Below are 25,370 nucleotides of genomic sequence, written 5' to 3'. Positions count from 1 at the left end.
TTACTCGCTATCACCTTTTACAGTTTCATTTATAAGCTTTGTCATGTAAACACCATGCTCAATTGAATCGTCAATCTCAAAATGCATCTCAGGTGTATAGCGAAGCTGCATCCTATGTCCTACCTCACGTCTTATAAACCCGGCAGCACTCCTTAATCCTTCCTGAGCATTCTTTTTATCTTCTGCACTGCCTAAAACGCTTATATAAACCTTAGCATGCCTTAAATCCTTCGTAACATTAACAGAAACAACACTAATCATGCTTGGAAGGCGTGGATCCTTCAATTCACTCATAATTATACCGCTGATTTCTTTTCTCATTTCCTCTGAGATCCTGCTTGTTCTATCTCCCATAAAAACACTCCTCAAATTCGCGGTGTATTACACACCATAATTTCCCAGATATCAAGGAATGACTAAAATATCACTTCCAAATCAATAGCGGAAGCTAACAAATTTTAGTCATTCCAAATTATCTTACTTAATGTACTTTTATCTTGCCACTTCTTCCATTATATATGCCTCAATGACATCAGTTTCTTTCAGATCATTAAATTTTTCAAAGGACATACCACATTCAAAGCCTTGCATAACTTCCTTGGCATCATCCTTGAACCTCTTTAAAGAAGCAAGTTTACCTTCAAATGCGACTATTCCATCCCTTATCACCCTTACTTCAGAGTTTCTAGTAAATTTGCCGTCAGTCACATAGCATCCTGCAATTGTACCTATGCCGGAAACCTTGAATATCTGCCTAATTTCAGCATGCCCCTGGATTACTTCCTTAAATGTAGGCTCAAGCATACCCTTCATGGCAGCCTTAACGTCCTCAATCGCATTGTAAATAACCCTGTACAATCTTAGATCAACGCCTTCATCCTTTGCCTTCTCAGCAACATTAGTACCAGGTCTAACATTAAATCCGATTATTATAGCATTTGAAACCTGAGCCAGGGTCACGTCAGACTCGGAAATTGCTCCAACTCCACCATGTATTATCCTTACCCTTACTTCTTCATTGCTGAGCTTTTCAAGAGACTGCTTAACAGCCTCTACAGAACCCTGCACATCAGCTTTAACTATTATGTTAAGGTCTTTTACCTTACCTTCTTTAATCTGACTGAAGAGATCTTCCAATGTTACCTTTGCACTTGATTTTAGCTGCTGCTCTCTAATTTTGAACTTTCTCTTTTCAGCAAGCTGTTTTGCAACCTTTTCATCAGTAATAGCATAGAACGTCTCGCCTGCTTCAGGCACTTCAGGCAATCCCAATATCTCAACCGGTGTTGAAGGACCTGCCTTTTTAATATTGTTGCCTTTATCGTCCACCATGGCTCTAATTCTACCTACTGTGGTACCTGTAACAATTGAATCGCCAAGCTGCAAAGTACCTCTTTGTACAAGCATTGTAGCCGTAGGACCTCTATCTTTATCAAGTTTTGCCTCTATTACAGTACCCTTTGCCTGCCTATTAGGATCAGCTTTAAGCTCCAACATATCAGCAGTAAGAAGAACCATTTCCAAAAGTCCGTCTATATTTTCCCTCTTCTTGGCAGATACATTTACACATATAACGTCTCCGCCCCATTCCTCTGCTACAAGACCATATTCAGTCAATTCCTGCTTAACCCTCTCAGGATTCGCACCAGGCTTATCTATCTTATTTACAGCAACTATTATTGATACGTTAGCGGCCTTTGCATGGTTTATTGCTTCAACCGTTTGAGGCATCACACCGTCATCGGCAGCTACCACCAAAATAGCAATATCGGTAACCTGAGCACCTCTTGCTCTCATTGCAGTGAAAGCCTCATGGCCAGGAGTATCAAGGAATGTAATATTCCTGTTGTTTATTTTTACCGAGTAAGCACCGATATGCTGTGTTATTCCTCCTGCTTCTCCTTTAACAACATCAGCTTCTCTGATAGCATCCAAAAGTGATGTTTTACCGTGGTCAACGTGACCCATAACAACAACAACCGGCGGTCTTGGTTCTAATTCTTCATCATCATTGGTTTCTGCATCATCAAAGAGAATTTCTTCTTCACTAACTTCTACTTCTTTCTCAGCCTTAATACCAAATTCCTCAGATACTATGGCTGCGGTATCAAAGTCCAATTCATGATTTAATGTTGCCATAACACCAAGTGCCATAAGCTTTTTAATAACTTCTGTTGCTGTCTTTTTAAGAGTCTCTGCCAAATCTTTAACTGTAATGCTCTCTCTTATTTTTACCTGAGTGAGAACAGCCTTAGGCGGTATATGCTTGTTTTCCGTTGAACCCCTGCCATCTTTTCTTGGCCTTGAAGACTTCTTAGTCCTCTTAAAATCATCAGTGTCATAGAATTCCTGCAATATGAAATCCTCTGATAAAACCTCTGAAATACCCTTCTTTTCAGTAAGCTTAACTGTGCTTGGCTTAAATCTCTCATTTTTATTATTAGCATGAGGTTTTGCAGTGTCCTTCTTTTGATCTCTTTTTATATCCTTATCATTATCCTTGCTCGAAAACTCACGTTTTAATTCGTTCTTCGCAGAGGATAATTCTTCCTTTTGGACAGCTGTCAAATCAGCTTTAGGGATTTCAGGGAATTGTCTGTCACCATGCTTTGCAGCTGGTCTGTCATTTGGCCTGTTATATGGTCTGTTACCATCATTAGGTCTGTTAAATGGCCTGTCACCCTGCCTGTTATTGTTATTATTCCTGTTGTCGTTTTGTCTGTTGTCATTCTGCCTGAAATATGGCCTGTCATTCTGCCTGTTTCCGGACCTGTCAACTGTATTTCTATTGTCACCAGTACCAGCAGCTGTATTTCTGTCATTATTTCTATTTGTATTTGCGTTCTTGTCATATGGCCTGTTGTTATACGGCCTATCGTTTTGCCTGTTAAAATTTCTGTTGTCCGATCTATTGTCATTTCTGTTATCAGACCTGAAGTTTCTATTTTGATTTTGATTTTGATTTTGATTTTGATTTTGGTTATGGTGCCCATCTGTTCTATTAAATGATGACTGTCCCTGTCTTCTATCAGTATTTGCGTTATTAACAGGCTTTTCCCTAACCTCTTGATTTTTAGCTTCAGGTTTAATATCACCACCAGACTGTCTGTCTAAAATGACATTATCCTTATCTGCTGTTCTTCCATCCTTCATAATATCAGCAGTTTCTTTAACATCAATATTATGCAAAACATTAACTTCCAACTTACCTTTTTCTGCTCCATGCAAATTACTTTTCTCGACTATACTACTCACCCCATCATTACCAGACTGTTTTTCAATACTCTTTGTTTCAATTTTTTCATTTTCAGGCGATATATCTTCATTTTGGTTTATCGTAGGACTTTTTACAGTCGAGGTACTTTCAACAGGGTTTAAAGAAGCCTTTGACTCCTGTATTAAGTTACTTCTATTATCCTTGTTTATATTGTGCTTTGTGTTATCGCTCTTATCATTATCAACATTGTAATTATTTTTAAAGCTTTGGTTTTTAATATAATCAGAACCTGTATTTCTGACAAATCCTGCCCTTAACCCCGAATTTGCCTCTGCAGTCCTTACAAATGATGATCTCTGATTTTTCCCATCTTTGTTGGACTCCCTAGGTGCATTTGTCTTAACAGTATTCGGTGCTGATACAACCTTCTCATCTACTGTCTCATTGTTTGTATCGATAATTATTTCAGTCTTTCTGATTATTCTAGGTGCCTGCTTGGCAACCTTCTTCGATTTATCCTTTAAGTCAGCACCTGCCGCCGCATAAGGGACAGGGTTTGAATTTAATATAGGGTTTGAAGCGTGTACTGCCTTTTTCTCTTCTACTTCTAATTTCTTTGCTTTGTCCTGCTTAATAATTCCTATATGGTTATATAAAGCCTCAATCTCCTCATCACTTAAAAGGCTCATATGGTTCTTTACATGTATATCGATTTCTGCTAACTTTTCAGTAAGTCTCTTGCTTGTTGTATTGAGTTCTTTCGCCAGCTCATATACTCTGACTTTTTCCAATATGCTCACCCCCAAATTCATCAGTATAGCTGTCAATCTTTTCAGCCAACTTCCTTGCAAATCCTTCATCTACTATCGCAACTACAGAACGGATATCTTTTCCGACATACCTCCCCATAAGTTCCTTAGTACCGAAAAAACGAATTTCCACATTCCTGTACTTACACTTATCTGTAAATTTCTTTTTTGTATTTAAAGACGCATCTGCCGCTACCACTATAAGACTAACATTATTGCCTTTTATCGCTCTTTCACAAGCTTCTTCCCCCGATAATAACTTACCTGCCTTTACGGCTAAACCCATGAATGAGTATATGTTATGATCCATCCAAACCCTCCAATTGATCTCTTAGTTGATTATAAACTTCTTCACTTATAGCTGCTTCAAATGCACGTTCTAATTTTTTACCTTTTTTAGCTTTCTCAAAACAAGATAGGCTGTTGCAAATATATGCCCCTCTTCCCGGCTTTTTTCCTATTGGGTCCAAAGATATTTCATTTTCTTTATTTTTAACAACTCTCATGAGCTCTTTTTTAGGCTTCATTTCCTGACACCCAATACACATCCGAAGAGGTATTTTTCTTTGCTTCACTTATTTATCCCTTTCCCTTCTTATTTGAAATAACATTAATACTTGAAAATCATTCAATTAACATTATTATTTATTTTCATCATCATAGTTATCAAACTCTGTAGGCTCAAGTTCTTCACCCTGTTCGTCTTCCGAATCATCATACCCGTTATACTCATCTTCCACAGGTTTAAAGAGATCAAAGTGACTGTACTGTTGCTCCTGCACCCCATCACTATAATTTAGAAGCTGCTGCTCTATTGTAGCCCTAAGCTGGGATTCACTTTTTATATCTATTTTCCATCCGGTCATTTTTGCCGCAAGCCTGGCATTTTGTCCTTCCTTTCCAATAGCCAGGGAAAGCTGGAAGTCCGGAACCGTTACCTTTGCACTTTTCTCGGCTTCATTTACATTAACCCTTATTACTTTTGCAGGACTTAAACTTGCAGATATAAAAACTTCCGGATCACTGCTCCATTTTATTATATCTATTTTTTCACCTCTAAGTTCATCAACTATTGCTTGAACCCTCGTACCTTTTTGACCAACACAGGCACCAACAGGGTCTACGTTAGGGTCTTTGGAAAAAACAGCAATTTTTGTTCTTGATCCCGGTTCTCTTGCTATACCTTTAATTTCAACAATTCCCTCATGTATCTCAGGAACTTCCAATTCAAAGAGCCTCTTAACGAGACCTGGATGTGTTCTTGAAACTGCAATCTGAGGCCCTTTTGTTGTCTTTTTAACTTCGAGAATATAAGTTTTTATCCTGTCGTTAAATCTATAATCCTCGCCAGGGGTTTGCTCTGTTGAAGCAAGAATAGCCTCAGCCTTTCCCATATCTATTATTACGTTCTTTCTCTCAAACCTTTGAATTATACCTGTTACTATATCGCTCTCTTTGTTTGAAAATTCATCATATACTATTTCTCTTTCAGCTTCTCTTATTCTTTGAACAACAACCTGCTTGGCAGTCTGTGCAGCTATTCTGCCAAAATCCTTTGGTGTAACCTCTATTTCAGCCACATCGCCATCAGTCAGCATACCATCCAGCCTCTTTGCTTCATCGAGTGATATCTCCATGTTGTCGTTAGCAGGCAACGAGCTTACTCTTTTTAAGGCATAAACCTTAACATCACCAGAATCAGCATTAAATGTAACCTTAACACTCTGTGAAGAACCAAAGTTACGTTTATATGCAGATATCAAAGCAGCCTCTATGGCTTCGATCAGTATATTCTTATTTATTCCTCTTTCTTTCTCAAGTTGATCCAATGCATGGATTAATTCCGCACTCATTTATTCCTAAACCTCCCTAAAATAAATCTTAAAATTTTATTGTCCTTTTTACAACTGCTACCGTTTCCCTGTCGAATTCGAGTGTCTCATTGTTTGACCCAATAATTGATATTTTACCGTCCAACAGTCCTTCTAATTTACCCTCGAAAATTTTCTTGCCGTCTATAGGTTGAAAAAGCTTCACTTCTACCTGTTCACCCTTATACTTTATATAATCTTTATCTCTTTTTAAAGGTCTTTCAATTCCAGGTGATGATACCTCCAGAAAATAATGCTGGGAAATAGGATCAGTTTTGTCAAGTTCCTCCCCAAGTGCCTCACTCACTAATTGGCAGTCATCTATTGATATCCCACCCTCTTTGTCTATGTAAACTCTGAGGTACCAATTGGCTCCTTCCTTAAGAAACTCTACATCCACCAATTCGAAATGGTTCTTTTCTGTAATCGGTGAAACCATTTCCGTTACAATATCCTCAATTTTTCGCCTGGCCATATTTACCTCCGATCTTAATCTATAAAAATTAACACCAAGTGCTATTTTTTTAACATCACTAAAAGCTAAGGGCATACGCCCCCACAATTATTTTCCAAGTAATTCTCAAAACTTTTCGAAAAACAATGCGAAAGAGTGGGATTTTCCCACTCTTCTCTACTTTTAAAGAAACTTTAAAATTTTGCCCAAGAGTATTATATCACTATTATGTGCATTAAGCAACAGATTTATTACAATATTACAATATTTAAGGGCCTTTTATAAGCAAATTAATATTATCAGATATTTTAACACATCTTCATGACTTCGCTCAAAAACTCTTCAACTACCCTCTCCTGAGGGATCTTACGAACTATTTCACCCTTTTTAAACAGTAGTGCTTCTCCTTCTCCACCTGCTATACCAATATCAGCATGCCTGGCCTCCCCCGGTCCATTCACAGCACACCCCATGATAGCTATTTTCAAGTTCGCCTCTACACCCTGGAGCTTTTCCTCAATACTGTTGGCAATTTCTATTAAATCAATCCTACACCGACCGCATGTCGGACATGATATGAACTCTATTCCGCCTTTTCTAAGCTCCAAAGACTTGAGTATCTCTATGCCAGCCCTGATCTCCTCTAATGGATCTCCTGTAAGGGATACCCTAATTGTATCCCCAATCCCTTCTGCTAAAAGTGCACCAATACCCACTGAAGATTTTACAGTTCCCTTATAGACCGTTCCCGCCTCCGTAACTCCTAAATGAAGCGGATAATCGGCTTTCTGAGACATCATACGGTAGGAAGCTAATGTAAGGGGCACATTGGATGCCTTAATTGAGATAGCAATGTTCTGGAAATTACACTCCTCCAAAAGTGAAGCATGATAAAGTGCACTCTCCACCATCCCTTCAGCTGTAACTCCGTTATACCTTTCAAGTATATCCTTTTCAACAGAGCCGGAATTAACACCGATCCTTATGGGTATATTTCTTTCCTTTGCCATTTGGGCGACCTTTCTGACTCTCTCCATACCGCCTATGTTTCCTGGATTAATCCTTATCTTGTCTACACCTTTTTCCATACACCTAAGGGCAAGCCTATAATCAAAATGTATATCCGCAACCAAAGGCATTTTAATTGCCTTCTTAATTTCGCCAACAGCCTCAGCTGCTTCCATATCCAAAACAGCAACCCTTATAATATCACAACCTGCCGCCTCCAGCCTTTTGATCTGCTCGGTAGTTCCCTTGACATCCCTTGTGTCGGTATTTGTCATAGATTGGACAAGTATAGGAGCATCTCCCCCAATATACAAAGAGCCTATAGGTATTTTTCTGGTTTTCTTTCGGCTTATTGAAAAATTCCCCATATTATTATACTCCAATTCCGTTAAATATCTTGAATATATCACTAAACAATACTACAACAAACAATATCATCATAAATACAAATCCTGCAGCCATAATCATCCTCTCCTTTTCTACAGGAAGAGGTTTTCTTCTTACAGCCTCCAATGCTAATAAAATGAGTCTGCTTCCGTCTGCAGGCGGTATCGGAAGAAGATTTGCTATACCAAGTGCTATTGATATAAACACCATTAAGTTCAAGATGCTAAGAATCTTATCCATCATGCTTGGAACCATCTGAACCACTTCATTCATAGTTGCTACCATACCAACAGGTCCTGTAACCTCTGCAAACGAGAATTTGCCCTGGAAAAGGTATATTATAGAATAGATGGATACCCTGGTGTATGAATAGGTGCTTATAAAAGCTTCCCTCACGATATCACCAGCCCCACCCTTTACACTTGGAGCAAATGCCATTCCTATATCATAGCTATCTGACCGGCCTTGTTCAAAGAATGGTTTAATTTGTAATGGCACAATGTTGCCATCCCTTAAAACATTGACATTAAGAACAATGTTACTCTCCTTGCTTTTATCATCTTTATTTCTATCGGCCTGTTCATCTTTCAGCTTTTGATCATATACATTCTTTAAATAATTCAAAATATCAGGCATAGATTTAATTTCCTGATTATCTATCTTTAGTATCTTATCTCCTGGTTTCAGGTTATTATTTTCATCAGCCTGCTTACTTATAACGCTGCTGACAACATTGGATTCCTTTCCATAAGACTCCTTTGCTCTAAAGCCTAATAATAATCTATTTGCCGGAATCACCAATGGCTTTACAGAAAGTTCTTCTTCATTACCGTTTCTCTCTATTGTAACGTTAGCTTCTTTTCCCTTGGATGCCATTAAGAATAACATTTCCTCAGCAGGAGCATAAACCTTTTTGCCATCATAAGACTTAATTATATCGCCTTCTCTTAAACCTGCCTCATATGCAGGAGATCCCTCCAGAACCTTGCCAACTTTTGTAGTCTCATAACCACTTGTGGATATAATAACCATCAAAAGAACTGTAGCTAAAAGAATATTAGCTATAGGACCTGCAGCAATAACTGCCATCCTGGTAAATACAGACTTATTTCCGAAGGATCTTTCACTATCCGATTCCTCTTCCTCCCCCTCAAGCTTCACATATGCTAGAGCCGGAATAAGCCTTAATGAATACATTGTTTCGCCTATTTTAATGCTGAAAATCTTGGGTCCAAAGAAGAGGGAAAATTCAAGAACTTGAATTTTACAAAGCTTTGCTACAATAAAATGCCCTAATTCATGAACGATAATAATAATGTTGAATGCAATTATTGATAATAGTAATGTCATACTTTACCTCCTGTCATTTAAACATCAGACGGTTATTTTAGTTATGCTTTATTATAGGAAATCATGATTTGTTTAAAATCATGATTCTCGTATCATTATCTACTTCTATTATATCTTCAAGGCTTGGATTATTATTCTTTTGATGTTTTCCCATAGCTTCTTCTATTATAACCGGAATATCAATAAATCTAATCTTTTCTTCAAGGAACAAACGAACAGCTACTTCATTGGCTGCATTTAAAACAGCTGGCATTGTGCCGCCTTCCTTTAATGCGTAGAAAGCAAGCCCTAAACATGGAAATGACTTTATATCAGGCTCTTCAAATGTAAGGTTTCTTGTCTTTAAAAGATCAAGCTTTGAAAAATCATTATGACATCGGTCGGGATATGTAAGTGCAAACTGTATGGGTATACGCATATCCGGTGAACCAAGCTGTGCCAACACAGAACCATCGCTGTATTCAACCATGGAGTGAATTACACTTTGAGGGTGTATCAGGACATCAATCCGTTCTATTGGGATGTCAAAAAGCCATTTGGCCTCGATTACTTCAAGCCCTTTATTCATAAGAGACGCCGAATCTATGGTTATTTTACTTCCCATAACCCAATTAGGGTGATTTAATGCATCTTTTAATGTCACTTCTTTAAGTTCTTCATAGAATCTGCCTCTGAAAGGTCCTCCAGATGCTGTTAGTATCAATTTTGATACTCTATTTAAATTATTACCCATTAAACATTGAAAAATTGCAGAATGTTCACTGTCAACAGGTAAAATTTTCACATTATACTTCTTTGCTTCAGACATAACAATATTGCCTGCTGTAACAAGGGTTTCCTTATTTGCAAGAGCTATATCCTTACCCTTCTTTACAGCTTCCAATGTAGGTATAAGTCCTGCAATTCCAACTATAGATGTTACCACAGTATCTATTTCGTCCATTGCAGCAACCGCCTTTAAACCATCCAGACCGCTTAAAACCTCTATTGGCAATCCCTTTAATCTTGATTCCAAATCTGATCTTAAAGAATCGTTATTTATTGCCACAACCCTGGGCATGAACTCTCTGGCTTGCTTTTCTAGCAAATCTACATTACTATTTGCTGATAAACCTGAAACCTTTATTTTCAAATTTCTTGCAACATCCAGTGATTGTATGCCGATGGAACCGGTTGAGCCCAATATTGATATGTTTTTAGCCATAACTTCAACTCCTTGCTGCTAAATTCAAAATCGCCGACAATTTTGCAACCTTGATAAATGCCTTTATTTGCTTATTTCTAAATGGACAAAACCACTGTTATGTAAAAGTAAACAGTTGGTGCAACAAACAAGATACTGTCAAACCTATCCAAAACACCACCATGACCAGGCATTAGATTTCCATAGTCTTTTATGCGGGAAAACCTTTTTATAGCTGAAGCCCCCCAGTCACCTACCTGGGAAACGACACCATTAATTCCTCCCAGTACAATTAAATGATAGTATGGCATGGTTTGGCCCAACTCATTTTCAAGCTGATAATTCACGAATAACCCGAAAGCAAAGGTTAGAACCATACTGCCCAATATTCCTCCTAAAGAACCCTCAATTGTCTTCTTTGGACTTATTATCGGTAAAATTTTTCTTTTTCCCAAGAACTTACCTGTAAAATATGCAAATATATCGGTAGCAAAAGCACCTATAAAAATAAGCCAAATATAGTAAAAGCCGTTATCCAGCTTTCTTGTCAAAACAACAAATGCAAACAAAAATGGTACATAAAGCATTCCAAACACAGTAAGTGCTATATTAATAATGTTATACTTTTCATGAAAGAAAATTATCACTAAAAACAGAAATACTATAATTAAGAATAATACTAATGATATATAATTTGCTGACTTTATGATATCCAGATAGTCAGTCACAACCCTGTTTTCTGTTTTAAGTCCTATAACAATAACAGGCAGACAGGCTATATATCCAAAGATCCTGACAGGTTTATATCCGACATTAGATACAGCATTATAAAATTCAAATATCCCTATTAGGGATAAAAGGAAAACCGATAAAGAAACAAAAAAACTGCCTGAAAAAACAACAACAAAAAGTATTATTATACCAACAATCCCACTTATTATCCTAGTCTTCAAAAGTTACACTCCTCCATAACGTCTATTTCTCTTTTGATATTCTATAATGGCCTCATCAATATATGACTCGTTTATATCAGGCCACAGCACTTCCGTGTACCAGAATTCAGTATAAGCCATCTGCCATAACAAATAATTGCTATGCCTTTTCTCACCACTCGTACGTATAAGAAGATCAGGATCGGGCAAATACCATGTGTAGAGTTTTTTTGAAAAATATTCTTCTGTTATTTCAGCCTTTTTTATTATACCCTTTTCTACATCAGTGATAAGGTCCTTTACGGCATTTACAATTTCATCCCTTCCCCCATAGTTTAATGCTATGTTAAGGCAGATTCCAGAATTCTTGCCGGTAGACTCTTCGACCCTCTTTATCTCTTTTTGGATTTCCGTTGAAAGTCCTTTAATATTTCCTATAACTTTTATTTGAGCCTGGTCTCCACCTAATTCCTTTTCTGCATTTTTAAGTTTTTCTAGAAGCAGATCCATAAGCTCATCAACTTCCTTTTCAGGCCTTTTCCAATTCTCTGTGGAAAAGGCATAAACAGTAAGATATTTAACTCCAATTTTATCACAATACTTAACAATCTTTTTCAGAACATTGCTTCCCTCTCTATGCCCCAAAATCTTGGGAAGCTTTCTTTTCTTTGCCCATCTTCCATTACCATCCATAATAATAGCTATATGGTTTGGTACATTTTGAGGGTCAATCCCAGTACTTTCCCCTTCAATTCCCCTTTTTTTTAACAATCTGTTAAATAAACTCATCATTCCTCCAAAAATATCACTGCAATTAATCAATAAACACACTAATAATATTACATTTGACTGAGCAAATAACGAACGATTTAGCTTTATTTTGCCATATGCAAATGTAAAACATTATTTGCTTTTTATATACCCAAATACATTAATTTTTATTAATAAAATCTGTTAATTGTCATTGCCAATATATATAATACATTAATTTACCTAATAAAACAATAACAAACTAATCCCCATATAATAATTAACCCCTCTATATGAGGGGTTTTGCTAACAGCAGTTTTACTTTATTATCGATAACATCACACCTAAGTATCCTGTAACTCATATCGTACTCAGCTGAAGTTTTTCTAGGTTCACTTGTTACCTTAATTTCATCTACTTCACATGAAAATTTTTTTATTATTTCCAAGCCGTCTTTCAAAACATATCCTGTTAAATCGGGTAAACTCAATATCTTATACCTCTAAAATTTCTTTATCCTTTTCTTCAACAACCTTTTCTATTTCAGCAATCCTTTTATCTGTTATGTTTTGAATGTCTTTTTCTGCTGTCTTAAGGTCGTCTTCTGTTATGGCATTATTCTTTTTTTGAGCTTTAAAATGCTCAATTGCGTCTCTTCTTATAGCCCTGACAGCAACCTTTGCATCCTCGCCATATTTCTTAACAGTCTTTGTAAGCTCTTTTCTTCTTTCTTCGGTAAGAGGCGGAAATACCAATCTGATCATTTTTCCGTCACTATTTGGATTTAAGCCAATATCGGATTTTTGAATAGCCTTCTCAATCTCCTTTAGGACTTTTGCATCCCAGGGCTGAATTGATATTATTCTTGCCTCAGGTATTGTAACACTTCCTAACTGTGTTATTGGAGTAGGTACACCGTAATAATCCACTGTAATCTTATCCAATATGGACGGGTTTGCTCTGCCTGCTCTGAGTCCTCCCAAATCATCCCTGAGGACGTTTATTGTCTTTTTCATTTTCTCCTCAAACGGTTTGTAATCTTCCTTATTCATACTTATAACCTCCTGATTACCTAATAGATGTTCCTATTTCTTCTCCAAGAATTACCTTAATAATATTGTCCGGATGATCAAGACCAAATACAATTATAGGTATGTTATTGTCCTTACATAGTGATGCTGCTGTTGAGTCCATTACACCTAGCTCTTTATGAAGCAAATCCAAATATGTAAGCTTATCAAATTTCTTAGCCTCGGGATTAATATTTGGATCACTGTCATATACTCCATCAACCTTTTTTGCCAAAAGAATTACTTCTGCGTCGATCTCAGCTGCCCTCAATGCCGCTGTTGTATCTGTAGAAAAATATGGATTCCCTGTACCACAGGCAAATATAACAATCCTTCTTTTTTCAAGATGCCTTACAGCTTTTCTCCTTATGTAAGGCTCAGCAATCTGCCTCATTTCGATAGCTGTTTGAACCCTGGTAGGTATATTCCTCGATTCCAATGCATCCTGCAATGCCAGAGAATTTATAACTGTTGCCAGCATTCCCATATGATCAGCGGTTGTACGATCCATTCCTTTGCCGCTTCTGCCTCTCCAGAAGTTTCCCCCGCCAACAACAATTGCTACATCAACTCCCAGCTTATAAATCTCACTTATTTTGTCACAAACTCCATTAATAGTATCAGTATCAATCCCAACCTTATTATTTCCAGCTAAAGCTTCCCCGCTGATTTTTAACATAACCCTTTTATACTTAGGTGTCAGCATCAAAAATTCCTCCGATTCTTATATTAAAAGCAATTGTCATTATATAAGGCATAAGTGAAAAATTACTTACGCTTTTAAGCGGGTGTTGACGAGTTAAGTCAACACATAAGCGAAATTTATAGCGTAAGTTATTTTTTAATCATGACTAAATAAATTTAATATACAATATTTTTATATATGAATATGGGAACATTTATTATGTTCCCATATTTTGATATTATTATTTGCTTTAATATTAGCCACCGATTTGTTTCATAACTTCGTCAGCAAAGTTTTCCTGTTTCTTTTCAATACCTTCGCCTCTTTCAAATCTTACAAACCTTCTGATGTTTATGTTTTCTCCGATTGTAGCAATTTTTTCTGTCATTAGCTGTTGAATTGTTTTGTCATTATCCTTTATCCATGGCTGCTCTAAGAGACATACTTCTTTATAATACTTATCTATTCTTCCTTCAACCATTTTCTCAACTATTTTCTCAGGCTTACCTTCATTCAAAGCTTGAGCCTTTAAAATTTCTTTTTCTTTTTCCAATGTTGCTGTAGGCACTTCTTCACGTCTAACATATTCAGGTTTTGCAGCTGCGATCTGCATTGCTACGTCTTTTACAAATGCTTTGAACTCTTCGTTCTTTGCTGCAAAGTCTGTTTCTATATTAACTTCAACAAGTACACCGATTCTTCCGTCGCCATGTATATAAGCTTCTACCAATCCTTCTGCTGCTATTCTTCCAGATTTCTTTGCTGCTGCTGCCAAACCCTTTTCTCTCAAAACTTCTATTGCTTTTTCCATATCTCCGTTAGCTTCCGTAAGAGCCTTTTTACAATCCATCATTCCGGCTCCAGTTCTTTCACGGAGCTGCTTTACCAATTCTGCAGTAACCATAGTAAATCCTCCATAAAAATATTAATATAATATTTATTTTAATATGATTTATTTTTATTTTATTTTTATCAAAATTGATTAATCTAATCAATATTATTCAGCTTCAACTGCTACTTCAACAGTTTCCTCAGCTTCAACAGCTGCCGCTGCAGTATCTGTTAATTGTTCACCCTGTCTGCCTTCAAGAATAGCATCTGCTATTTTAGCTGTGATCAATTTGACAGCTCTTATAGCATCATCATTACCTGGGATTGGGAAATCAACTTCATCAGGATCACAGTTGGTATCTACAATAGCAACAACAGGAACTCCAAGTCTCTTTGCTTCTAAAATAGCATTTCTTTCTTTTCTAGGATCCACTATAAACATAGCTCCAGGCAATCTCTTCATGTTCTTTATTCCGCCAAGATTCTTCTCAAGATCAACCATTTCCTTCTTAAGCTTTATAACTTCTTTCTTAGGAAGAACGTCAAATACCCCATCTTTTTCCATGCTTTCCAATTTGTTCAATCTATCAATTCTCTTCTTGATAGTATTGAAGTTTGTAAGCATTCCGCCGAGCCACCTTGCATTAACAAAGTACTGTCCGCTTCTTAAAGCTTCTTCCTTGATTGAATCCTGTGCCTGTTTCTTTGTTCCTACAAACAATATATCTTGTCCGTTCATTGCTACTTCTCTAATGAAGTAATAAGCTTCTTCTACCTTTTTTACAGTCTTCTGTAAATCGATGATGTAAATACCGTTACGCTCTGTAAAGATAAACTCCGCCATTTTAGGATTCCATCTTCTTGTCTGATGACCAAAGTGAACCCCTGCTTCCAATAACTGTTTCATAGAAATTACTGACATTTTATAATCCTCCTTTTAGTTATACCTCCACCTCTTCATCTTTCAGGAACACTCATTTAGGAGCACTTTTCCAGAAATCAGTCGGTGTGCGTATTTTTACCGTTAAATAGTATAACACAAGAAAATTATATTATCAACCATTTCAAACAAATAATAATTTATTTTTTAAAATCTCCTAGCCTATTGCAAAACTTATAAATTGATGCATACTTGAAATTATATCAAGTATGGACTACTATTATATTACAATTAATATTTTTTATTGGGAGGATTTTATGGAAGATATTAATTTCCTAAAAAGTTCAGCAGATTTTTCAGTGGTACAGGGTAAGCCTTTATGCAGCTGGGTCAGAAATGTGGGAATTCTATATATAGTTTTCGGCTCAATACTATGTGTAGGTATTATAACAGCAATTGCAGGCATACCTCTTATAATTGCAGGACGCCAAATAATTAGGGCATATGATAATATGAAGAACTTCTCACAATCTAACAGTTATTATAATTTAACTAATGCAATTGACAATCTTAATATATTTTTTAAGCTAACAGGTGTTATATTTTCAATTAGCCTATGTATCCTCGTTTTAGGAATTATTACAGGAATAATCCTAAAGCTTTCAGGAACTATATAATTGTCTCTATAAGCTTCTTTAATATAATTTCACATGTACTATTGGAGCCTTGCTGCCTGGAAGATTTATGTCTTTAATTCTAATCGGAGATTTTCTCCGTTTTTTTATACCTAAATAATTTTTTTAATATAAAAATTAATTTTTTTAATTTTTTTTGAAACTTTTTTAATTTTGGATTGTATTTATATACATAAGCAAAATTAAACAAATTATTACAAAGGATGGGTGTAGCTTTGGAGGTAACAGATAAGGAACTTGTTAATCTTTGCAAGAGAAAAAATCGAGAAGGCTATGATCTCTTAATCCAAAAATATGAACGCTACATATATAAAATATGTTACTTTTACGCACCGTCTAGAGATGATTCCTTGGATCTTGTGCAGGAAATATACATGAAAATTATTAAATCTCTTGATAGCTTTGATGAAGATAGGGCATTGCTTCCTTGGATAAAGAAAATCACAGTCAATACTTGTATAAACTTTTTAAAGAAAAATAATACCGATAACATATCGCTCAATGAGAGTATCATTCCTGAAGATGAGCCTTTAGAACTAAAGCTGGCTTCGTCAGATAATACAGAAAGCCGGCTCATATATCAGGACACAAAAATTATTGTGGAAAACTCCATTAGAGAGCTGCCTTATGAAATGAGAATGGCAATAATACTAAGGCATATAAAGGGCTACAGCTACAAAGCCATAGGCGAGTTGATGTCTTGTCCCGAAGGTACTGTAAAAACCTATATACATAGGGGAAGAAATATTCTTAAGGAAAACCTTATTAAAAAAGGGATCTGGGAGGTATAAGATGGACTGTAAGTTTGATACAGCTTTACTGCATGACTATTTGGAAGGAACAATAGATGATTTAGACAGAATATTTGTTGACGAACATATTAAAGTGTGTAAAAAATGCAAAAAGGAGCTAACTATGTTAAAGCTTCTTTTCTGGGAACTTAATGAAATTAATGCTGATGAAATTGAGCTTCCTGTTGAGCTGGAATCAATACGGGAAAAAACTATTGACAATATCATGGTTGATGATAATAGTGACTTCGGCATAAAAAAGCTTCTTGAACTTCAGAAAAAGAACATAGAAAACTCAAATATGTATATGAACTATCTTCCAGGAAAGAAGTTCCTGGAAAAAGGCATAAGGAAGTCCTCCTCATTCATATATAGTGCTTCAGGAAAGGCTATAAAAAAAAGTATCAAAATTATACAATCGAGGTCATAAACATGATTATTTTATTTGTACTAAAAGTTATTTGCATATTAATTTTGATTTTTATACTCTTAATTTTATTCATCCCATTTAGGTATTCTGTAATTGCCAGAAAACACGAAGATATCTTTATAAAGGCAAGCGGAAGTTGGCTTTGCGGGTTACTGGGATTTGTATTTTCCAAAAGATACGGCAGAAAAAGTATGTTATATGTAAGATTACTAAATATTCGTTTTGGAATTAACAAAAGGAAAAAAGATAAGCAATCATTAAAGATAGAATCGGATAATCCGCAAAAAGATAAGAAACCAGGAAAAAATAACGGCAGGTTTTTGGACAAGAACTTTTTAAAACACATGATGAAAGCTGTAAAAGAGCTTTTTTATCATATAAAACCACAAAAATTCAAACTTGAAGGGAGGTATGGTTTTGAAGACCCATTTTATACAGGAGTAGCCCTTGCATCCTTTAACATAATGCGGCCGCTTTTTATGAAATATGATGTTAATGTGAATGCAGTATTCGAAGAAGAAATATTAGAGGGTAACTTTCTTATAAAGGGACGACTGATATTGATCGCAATAGTATTTATCGGGTTAAAAACAATTTTCAATAAAAATGTAAGAAAAATATTATTTTCCAAGGAGGAAAAAGCATATGTCAATTGATTTAAATGTAAACGAAAACATAAACATGATTTTTGAAAAGTTGGAGAACTTCTTAAAATCCAAAACAGTTGTAGGTGAATCTATCAAAATCGGTGAAACAACAATAATTCCATTTCTGACAGTCACCTTCGGATTAGGTGCAGGCGGCGGTGACGGAAAAGATCCCAAGGGAGCAAACGGCACTGGCGGCGGTTCCGGCATGGGTGCAAGAGTAGCCCCTACAGCAGTGCTGGTAATAAAAGGCGATGATGTGCAGCTTCTGCCAATCAAAAAAACAGGCGGTCTTGATAAGCTCATTGAAATGGTACCTGATATAGTTTCACATATAAACTGTGATAAGAATAGCGATAAGGAAGAGAAATTATAAATATGTTAAAGCTGTCGGTCACCCCGATAGCTTTTTTTCTATGTCCAGGAAATTATGGGGTATTCTAATCCACAATTTCTCACCGCAACAATCAAGGTTGGATAATTGCAGGGGATTTTGCTCTGTCTTTGCCGCACTGTTTTCTTATGGTATAATTAATTCATTAAAACAAGCAGCCAAGGAAAGGATGTTATGAAAAAGGATTTATTTATACCGGAAGATGTACAAAATATTATAGCAAAACTTAACAATAAAGGTTATGAAGCATACGTAGTAGGCGGCTGTGTTAGGGACAGTCTCCTCGGCAAGGAACCTAAAGATTGGGATATAACGACAAATTCTCTCCCCCATGACACGAAAGCACTGTTTGTCAAAACCATAGACACTGGTCTGAAACACGGCACAGTTATTGTCGTTATCAATAATGAAAACTATGAGATAACCACTTACAGGATTGATGGTGAGTATTCTGATAACAGAAGGCCTGATAAGGTTGAGTTCACTACTTCATTGAAGGACGATTTAAGCCGCAGGGATTTTACCATAAATGCTCTTGCATATAATCCAGCCTCGGGAATAATGGATTATTTTGGAGGCATGGAAGACCTTGATAACCAAATCATCCGTGCTGTAAGAAACGCTGACGAAAGATTTAAGGAAGATGCACTTAGAATGCTAAGAGCAATTCGTTTTTCTGCTCAGCTTGACTTTCAAATAGAATCAAAAACATTAAAAGCTATATCAGAAAACAAGGAACTTATTAATAATATAAGTCCCGAAAGGATTAGGGAAGAACTTACCAAGATGCTTGTATCTCCAAATCCACATAAGCTTCTTTTACTCCATGATACAGGTCTTCTGAAATTCATTCTGCCTGAATTTGAAAACTGTATTGGAGTGCGGCAAAACAATCCTTATCATATGTATAGCGTTTCCGAGCATACAATTAATGCTGTATTAAGCATTGAGAATGATAAAGTTCTCAGATGGGCAATGCTGCTTCATGATATTGGCAAACCAATTACAAAAAGCACCGATTTGGAAGGAACAGACCATTTTTACGGTCACCAGAAAGTCAGTATGGATTTATCACTTGATATATTAAAAAGACTTAGGTTTGATAATAAGTCAATCGACCTTATACTAAAACTAGTTCAGTATCATGATATGAAAATTGATTGTGACATTAAATCAATAAAAAGTGCATTAAGAATAATGGGAAAAGAAATATTTTTCATGCTGTTAAAGGTTAAAGAAGCAGATATGCGGGCACAAAATTTAATTTATCTTGAACCAAGGCTTGTTGAATTAGACAATATAAGATGTTTATCGGAAAGAATAATTAAATCAAATGAATGCTACACCTTGAATGCTTTGGCAGTTAAAGGTAATGATCTTATTGAACTTGGCATTAAACAAGGCAAAGATATTGGCTTTATTTTAAACAAGCTGCTGGATATGGTGATAGAAAGCCCTGAACTAAATACATATTCGCAATTATGTCAAATTGTAAGGTCCCATTTTTTAAATATTCATTAGTATAATTCTGACAGTTAGCCGCAAGCAAACAAATAATAGTTTTAATAAGGGGATTGTAATGTACTTTTATTAGGTATATAATTTTAATGTTACCCTAATTTGCTTTATGGTTGGCAATATTTGCTTTTTAAATAATACTGCAAATTAGTATTATCTCATAATAATATATTACAGGAGGCAACCAAAAATGAAAAAAAACTTACTACTTATATCACTGTTAGTATTACTCTCAGCTGTAACTACCTCTTGCAGCTCTGATAACAATAATGCTAACACCAACAGCCCTGAGCCGTCAGCTTCTGCTGCCCAGCCCACACCAACTCCAATTGATCCTTTGAGTATCAAAAAACCGGAAAGTGATATTTCAATTGTAGTAAACAGAGGGAACATACTTGGTGCATTTGATTTAAAGAACAAAAAATGGGTTAAAGCAGCTGATTCTCAAAAACTTCTAAAAGGTGATGAAGTTTTTACCTACTACTCATATGACTCAGTTTTGGGAACAGGTATAAAACCCAAGATCAAAGAAGACAAATCCATTGATATTGCTCAGGACTTCCCATACTCCAACAATGATGAACTTAACGCAAAAGTTTTCATATATCAGCTTGGAATCAGCGGTCCTTGGAATGCATTGCCAAGAGTTCCAAATTCGTCAGGATCAAACCTCATAACCTATGGAAAAATTGTTAAAGACGTTCTTGATAAAAACAAATTATCTGATAGCAATATATCCATTAAAAAATCAGCTGAAATAGATCTTGATGGAGACGGAATTGTTGAAAAGCTTGTAAGTGCATATGATTATAACACAGCGACCTGGTTTAAAAGTGAAGGTAAAGAAGGTCAGGGAACGTACTCAATGGTTGTACTTAACAAAGTTATAGACGGTAAAGAAGAGAATATTGTTATACGCGAACAATATTCAAAGTCCAAGCCTGCTAAAGAATGCATTTATTTAGCACCAATGGTTCTTGATATAGACAATGACAATAATATGGAAATAATAGTTGAAGGTAAGAATTTAAATACCTCCACAATTGAAATTTTTAAGGTTGATGGCAAAAATGCAAAGAAAGTATATTCCACAGAGATAGATACTAAACTCAACAAAAAATAATATTGATTTGATACAAAGGGGACAAGCTTTATTGCAGATGTCCCCTTTTTGTTTATATGATTATTAATATTTAATCATTCCCTAATACACTTATATGTTTTCAAGAAAGGATTACTTGAAATGAAAAGATTAATATCCATCGCAGTTTCACTGATTTTAATTTTCTCATCTATTGCTCCCTCTTTAGCTGAATCGGAAATAAAGGTTGCACTCGACGGTACAACTTTGGCATTTGATGCCGACCCATTTATAAGCAACAGCCGGACTATGGTACCTTTTAGAGCAATTTTTGAAGCTCTTGGAGCTACAGTCGAGTGGAATGCAGATTCAAATACTGTCACTGGTACAAAGGGTGAATTAAATATTGTACTTACTATTAATAGCCCGCAAGCAACAGTAAGCGGTGAAAACGTTGGGCTTGACACAGCACCTCAGGTAAAAAACGGAAGGACATTTGTTCCTACCAGATTTGTAGCTGAAAATCTTGGTGTGCGGGTATATTGGAACAAAGCCTCAAGCACTGTAGTCCTATTAAGTGACAAAATTGATACTTCATTGGATAACAGCTACATAGAAGCAACAAATCCAACTAATACAGAACCTGATTCCCCTATTGAATTCTGGTACTTCAATAAGGATGAAGGACCTTACATAGTAGATGCATATAATAGCCTATTCCCTAACAAAAAGGTTAACCTTACACTAATTCCCGATAAAGATCAGCAGTATCAGAATAAACTTACTGCAGCCTTCAAATCCGGGTCGGGTACACCTGATGTAGTAGGACTTGAGTCTGCCTTTGTAAAACAATTTGTTGATATGCCAGGTGCTTTGGACAATCTTACCGAGAAATCCAAGAACATTACAAGTAATATGTATCAATACACCATTGATGTAGGAAAAGACAAAAATGGTGTATTAAGAGCTTTAAGCCATCAAATAACTTCTATAGCAATTGGATTTAAAAAACAATTGGCTCTAAAATATTTAGGTACAAATGATCCTGCAAAAATATCCAATATGATTTCTACCCCTGACAAGATTCTTGAAACTGCTGCAAAGTTAAAGTCAAAAAGCGGTGGAAAAGTTACCCTCTTCCCCACATTTGAAGAACTGTTAATTTCCTTTCTGGGTTCACGATCACAAGGCTGGGTCTCAAGCAACAATAATTTTGTAATGGACCAAAAGATGCTTGATTTTATGGATCTTGCAAAAAAAATGCGTGATAATAAATATGAATCCGGCCTTGAGAGGTGGTCTCCTAATTGGTCCGTGGCCATAGCAAATGATGCAACATCCATGTGCTGGCTTATACCAACATGGGGTATTCCCTGGATTATTGGTTGTAACGACAAGAAATCTGCCAATGGAGGAAGATGGGCACTGGCAAATCCGCCTTATCAAGGATTCTGGGGTGGTACGTGGTTTGGAATTAATTCAAAGAGCCCTAATAAGCAAAACACTTTTGACTTCATTAAAGCTTTTACCTCCAATCAGGAGCTTATGAAGAAGTGGAGCATTGAAAATCAGGATCATCCCAATCACAAAAGCTTGATGAACCAGCTTTCATCTGACTCAAAAAATATTTCCAAAATAACAGGCCAAAATAACTACAAAATATTCTTATCCTTAACTCCAAAGGTGAATGGGAAACTACTGACTCAATACGATACTATAATAGAAAATGTATATATTAACATTATGCGGTCTTATCTGGCAGGAAAAATCAAATCCAGAGATGAAGCTATAAGAATATTTAAAGATCAAGTCAAAACCTATGTTGATGATATTTACATAAAATAAACCTATTTTGAGGTGTAGAATGAAAAAAATCATTATAGTCTTTGCTTTTTTGTTATTGCAGTCGATAGTTTCATTCAGCTCCTACTCTGCCCCGGCAAAAATTAAAGTCATAGTAAGGGGAAAAGCCCTCACTATGGATGTTGCACCTGTAGTTTCATCAGGAAGGACACTTATTCCTGTGAGAGATATATTTGAAAGCCTGGATGCGTATGTTGAATGGAACGCCAAAACAAAGTCCATAACAGCAACAAGATGCGGCAAGGTCATTAAGCTTAAAATCGGAGATAATGCAGGATTTATCAATGATGCCAAGGTAATGTTGGATGCAAGTCCTCGCATGATAAATGGCAAAGCAATGGTTCCTTTGAGGTTTGTTGGAGAAGCCTTGGGTTCAAAAGTAGAATGGGACAATTCTACCAGCACCATTACCATTTCCACCGATAGTTGGGTTGAGAAGACATACAATACCACCGGAAATATTGTTAATGGCGGATTCGTATGTTCAAGCGGTGAATATGATTACATATCCTTTTACAATCTTGGTACCTATAAGATAAAACATGGAACATCTGAAAAAATAAAGATCAATGTGAATCCTGTATCCTTTATAAATGTTATAGGAGATTGGATTTATTTTGTTAACTCGGACAAATATCCTGTAAAATCTGAAAGAAAAACACTTTACAGAATGAAAACCGACGGAACATCAGCTGAAAAGCTGGCCTCAGATACTACTTCATGTGCCTTGATTGTAGATGATTGGATCTATTACATCAATAACACAGATAGCAGCAGACCATATAAAATAAGGCTCGATGGTAAAGGTAGACAGAAAATCAGTAATTATACCGCCTCAAATTTAATGGTTTCAAATGGATGGATTTATTTTATAAATGATGGCAATATTTGTCGCATGCGAACTAACGGTAAGGATTATTCTGTCTTGTGCGAAGAATCGACGGGATACATGAGTTTTAACGATGATAAAGACAAGATTTATTTTAGCATGGACAGCTATAGTAATAGTGGAATTTATGTAATTAAAACTGACGGAACCAATAAAAACAAGCTTATAAGTACTGAGGTAAATTGCATCAATCCCTCAGACGGTTTACTATATTATAATGATTTTGAAGGAAATCTCTATAAAACAAACGAGGATGGAAGCGGAAAGAAAAAGATAGCTAATCAAGTAAAAGGCGGCTTGAATGTATCAGGCCACTGGATATATTATACAAATTATATATTGCCAAAGAGTTCATCAGATAGCAATATATTTGAAACACCGATAGAATCAATCAGTGATATGGATACCGACATTAGGGCGAACCTCAAAACAAAGGAATTCAGAGTAATGACCGATGGCTCTGTCAGGCAAAACATGGATAATGAAGGTCCTTTTCTGGCAATACCCATCTATATGCCAGGAACCACCTTCACTACTCCAAAGCCTATAGCAATAACATCAACTCTACGTCCAGAAACGACCTTATCTCCAAAGGACATTGCAAAAAATACAGGAGCTATCTTCCTTATAAAAACCTTTGATGAAAACGGCGAACCAATTGGTTCAGGCACAGGATTTAACATTGAAAGCAGCGGAATTATAGTAACAAATTACCATGTAATAAAAGGAGCCTTTACGATAAAATGCAGCATAGATAAAACAAAAACATATGATGTTGATTATGTTTTAAATTATAATACATTAAGAGATATTGCAGTATTAAAGGTGAAGAATGCTTCCAACCTGCCTGTTTTAGACCTTGGGGATTCCGACAAGCTTGAGCTTGGTGAAGAAGTTGTGGCTATAGGAAATCCCCTTCAGCTCCAAAACTCAGTTACAACAGGTATCGTGAGCGGTGAACTAAGAACAATTTTCGGTGTAAGCTATATACAAACCGATGCTTCAATATCACCCGGCAACAGCGGCGGTCCTCTGATAAATTCATATGGTGAAGTTATCGGCATAACAACCATGTCCATATCAGACTCACAGAATATTAACTTTGCGGTTCCAATAAACAGTGTAAAAAAGTTATTTCCGACTGCATCAATAATCCCACTTTCGGCTGCAAGCAGCGTTGATGAAGCTTATGAGGAATCAGAACCCAACAATACAATTTTAAAAGCCAATGATTTCTTTCCAAACACTAATATGATAGGAACATTTAAAGATGCAAAGGATCTTGACTATTTTAATTTCACATTAAACACTAAAACCAAGGTTACAATTATAGGATTAAATGAAATATCAATTTATACAACAAGTACCATTGCAGCCTTGGATCTTTCACTAATTGATAAAAGTGGTAATGATATCGCAAAAAGCATAATTAAGGATGAAAGCGAATATACCACTCAAAACATAACCATTGAGTTAAATCCAGGCGATTATAAGGTTTTAGTCAAACCCTCAGCCCAGTATAAAAACAATTCTTTTAGCGACTATCAACTTATTTTTGTAACTGATTGATCATGACTAAAGTTTAATAATGCGTTAAAATTATACAAATAATAAAAGTAAAAATTATGGGGGTTA

General features: G+C 36.0%; 25 protein-coding genes. 9 read left to right on the top strand and 16 right to left on the bottom strand.

What is annotated here, in order from left to right:
• The 16 genes from rbfA to rpsB all read right to left on the bottom strand — a co-directional run bounded on the left by rbfA (nt 1) and on the right by rpsB (nt 15,469).
• Nucleotides 1-354 (bottom strand): 30S ribosome-binding factor RbfA, encoded by a 354-nt coding sequence (gene rbfA, locus Bccel_RS00840; RefSeq protein ID WP_036939584.1) that lies wholly within the window; start codon nt 352-354, stop codon nt 1-3.
• A gap of 138 nt (nt 355-492) precedes the next feature.
• Nucleotides 493-4,008: a translation initiation factor IF-2 gene (gene infB, locus Bccel_RS00835; RefSeq protein ID WP_050752953.1), complete on the bottom strand. Its 3,516-nt coding sequence runs from the start codon at nt 4,006-4,008 to the stop codon at nt 493-495.
• Nucleotides 3,986-4,336 carry a L7Ae/L30e/S12e/Gadd45 family ribosomal protein gene (locus tag Bccel_RS00830; RefSeq protein WP_036939577.1) on the bottom strand — a complete coding sequence of 117 codons (351 nt, stop codon included), beginning with the start codon at nt 4,334-4,336 and terminating at the stop codon, nt 3,986-3,988. The genes infB and Bccel_RS00830 overlap by 23 nt, the downstream gene beginning before the upstream one ends.
• Nucleotides 4,326-4,601: an RNase P modulator RnpM gene (rnpM, locus tag Bccel_RS00825; protein ID WP_036939574.1), complete on the bottom strand. Its 276-nt coding sequence runs from the start codon at nt 4,599-4,601 to the stop codon at nt 4,326-4,328. Before rnpM ends, Bccel_RS00830 begins: the two co-directional genes overlap by 11 nt.
• Before the next feature lie 66 nt (nt 4,602-4,667).
• Nucleotides 4,668-5,879 carry a transcription termination factor NusA gene (nusA, locus tag Bccel_RS00820; RefSeq protein WP_050752952.1) on the bottom strand — a complete coding sequence of 404 codons (1,212 nt, stop codon included), beginning with the start codon at nt 5,877-5,879 and terminating at the stop codon, nt 4,668-4,670.
• 28 nt (nt 5,880-5,907) lie between these two features.
• Nucleotides 5,908-6,372, bottom strand: a complete 465-nt coding sequence (rimP, locus tag Bccel_RS00815) for a ribosome maturation factor RimP (RefSeq protein WP_036939811.1) — start codon at nt 6,370-6,372, stop codon at nt 5,908-5,910.
• Between the two features lie 287 nt (nt 6,373-6,659).
• Nucleotides 6,660-7,712 (bottom strand): flavodoxin-dependent (E)-4-hydroxy-3-methylbut-2-enyl-diphosphate synthase, encoded by a 1,053-nt coding sequence (gene ispG / locus Bccel_RS00810; protein WP_457920557.1) that lies wholly within the window; start codon nt 7,710-7,712, stop codon nt 6,660-6,662.
• Between the two features lie 19 nt (nt 7,713-7,731).
• A complete protein-coding gene (rseP, locus tag Bccel_RS00805; RefSeq protein ID WP_036939568.1) occupies nt 7,732-9,096 on the bottom strand; it encodes an RIP metalloprotease RseP in 1,365 nt (454 codons plus the stop codon).
• 61 nt (nt 9,097-9,157) lie between these two features.
• A complete protein-coding gene (locus tag Bccel_RS00800) occupies nt 9,158-10,300 on the bottom strand; it encodes a 1-deoxy-D-xylulose-5-phosphate reductoisomerase (RefSeq protein ID WP_036939566.1) in 1,143 nt (380 codons plus the stop codon).
• 77 nt (nt 10,301-10,377) lie between these two features.
• Nucleotides 10,378-11,232, bottom strand: coding sequence for a phosphatidate cytidylyltransferase (locus Bccel_RS00795; protein ID WP_036939564.1), 855 nt, complete (start codon nt 11,230-11,232; stop codon nt 10,378-10,380).
• A gap of 3 nt (nt 11,233-11,235) precedes the next feature.
• On the bottom strand, nt 11,236-12,003 hold the full coding sequence (locus tag Bccel_RS00790) for an isoprenyl transferase (protein ID WP_457920556.1): 768 nt from the start codon (nt 12,001-12,003) through the stop codon (nt 11,236-11,238).
• A gap of 247 nt (nt 12,004-12,250) precedes the next feature.
• Nucleotides 12,251-12,451: a hypothetical protein gene (locus Bccel_RS00785; protein ID WP_036939558.1), complete on the bottom strand. Its 201-nt coding sequence runs from the start codon at nt 12,449-12,451 to the stop codon at nt 12,251-12,253.
• A 4-nt stretch (nt 12,452-12,455) separates the two neighbouring features.
• Nucleotides 12,456-13,013, bottom strand: coding sequence for a ribosome recycling factor (frr, locus tag Bccel_RS00780; protein WP_036939555.1), 558 nt, complete (start codon nt 13,011-13,013; stop codon nt 12,456-12,458).
• Between the two features lie 16 nt (nt 13,014-13,029).
• Nucleotides 13,030-13,737 carry a UMP kinase gene (gene pyrH / locus Bccel_RS00775; RefSeq protein WP_036939553.1) on the bottom strand — a complete coding sequence of 236 codons (708 nt, stop codon included), beginning with the start codon at nt 13,735-13,737 and terminating at the stop codon, nt 13,030-13,032.
• Between the two features lie 235 nt (nt 13,738-13,972).
• Complete coding sequence (gene tsf, locus Bccel_RS00770) at nt 13,973-14,620, bottom strand: translation elongation factor Ts (protein ID WP_036939550.1); 648 nt, start codon at nt 14,618-14,620, stop codon at nt 13,973-13,975.
• Between the two features lie 93 nt (nt 14,621-14,713).
• Nucleotides 14,714-15,469, bottom strand: a complete 756-nt coding sequence (rpsB, locus tag Bccel_RS00765; RefSeq protein WP_036939548.1) for a 30S ribosomal protein S2 — start codon at nt 15,467-15,469, stop codon at nt 14,714-14,716.
• A gap of 275 nt (nt 15,470-15,744) precedes the next feature.
• On the opposite strand from rpsB, the gene Bccel_RS00760 reads away from it, so the two are divergent.
• The 9 genes from Bccel_RS00760 (at nt 15,745) to Bccel_RS00720 (ending at nt 25,304) form a co-directional block, all read left to right on the top strand.
• Complete coding sequence (locus tag Bccel_RS00760) at nt 15,745-16,104, top strand: DUF5362 family protein (protein ID WP_036939546.1); 360 nt, start codon at nt 15,745-15,747, stop codon at nt 16,102-16,104.
• A gap of 233 nt (nt 16,105-16,337) precedes the next feature.
• A complete protein-coding gene (locus Bccel_RS00755; protein ID WP_036939543.1) occupies nt 16,338-16,913 on the top strand; it encodes an RNA polymerase sigma factor in 576 nt (191 codons plus the stop codon).
• 1 nt (nt 16,914) lies between these two features.
• Nucleotides 16,915-17,343 (top strand): anti-sigma factor family protein, encoded by a 429-nt coding sequence (locus Bccel_RS00750; protein WP_036939540.1) that lies wholly within the window; start codon nt 16,915-16,917, stop codon nt 17,341-17,343.
• 2 nt (nt 17,344-17,345) lie between these two features.
• Entirely contained in the window at nt 17,346-17,999 is a 654-nt protein-coding gene (locus tag Bccel_RS00745) for a DUF2953 domain-containing protein (protein WP_036939538.1), read from the top strand.
• The gene (locus Bccel_RS00740) at nt 17,989-18,366 is read left to right on the top strand and encodes a GerW family sporulation protein (protein WP_152965884.1); all 378 of its coding nucleotides are present in this window, start codon (nt 17,989-17,991) and stop codon (nt 18,364-18,366) included. The genes Bccel_RS00745 and Bccel_RS00740 overlap by 11 nt, the downstream gene beginning before the upstream one ends.
• Before the next feature lie 192 nt (nt 18,367-18,558).
• Entirely contained in the window at nt 18,559-19,905 is a 1,347-nt protein-coding gene (locus Bccel_RS00735; protein ID WP_036939535.1) for a CCA tRNA nucleotidyltransferase, read from the top strand.
• Nucleotides 19,906-20,092: 187 nt separating this feature from the next.
• On the top strand, nt 20,093-21,025 hold the full coding sequence (locus Bccel_RS00730) for a hypothetical protein (protein ID WP_036939532.1): 933 nt from the start codon (nt 20,093-20,095) through the stop codon (nt 21,023-21,025).
• A gap of 120 nt (nt 21,026-21,145) precedes the next feature.
• Nucleotides 21,146-22,828, top strand: coding sequence for an extracellular solute-binding protein (locus Bccel_RS00725; protein ID WP_036939529.1), 1,683 nt, complete (start codon nt 21,146-21,148; stop codon nt 22,826-22,828).
• 19 nt (nt 22,829-22,847) lie between these two features.
• Complete coding sequence (locus tag Bccel_RS00720; protein ID WP_050752951.1) at nt 22,848-25,304, top strand: DUF5050 domain-containing protein; 2,457 nt, start codon at nt 22,848-22,850, stop codon at nt 25,302-25,304.
• The last annotated feature ends 66 nt before the right edge of the window (nt 25,305-25,370 follow it).

It is taken from the genome of Pseudobacteroides cellulosolvens ATCC 35603 = DSM 2933, from assembly GCF_001262605.1.
GTDB lineage: Bacteria > Bacillota > Clostridia > Acetivibrionales > DSM-2933 > Pseudobacteroides > Pseudobacteroides cellulosolvens.
This window is presented reverse-complemented; position numbering and strand designations above follow the sequence as displayed.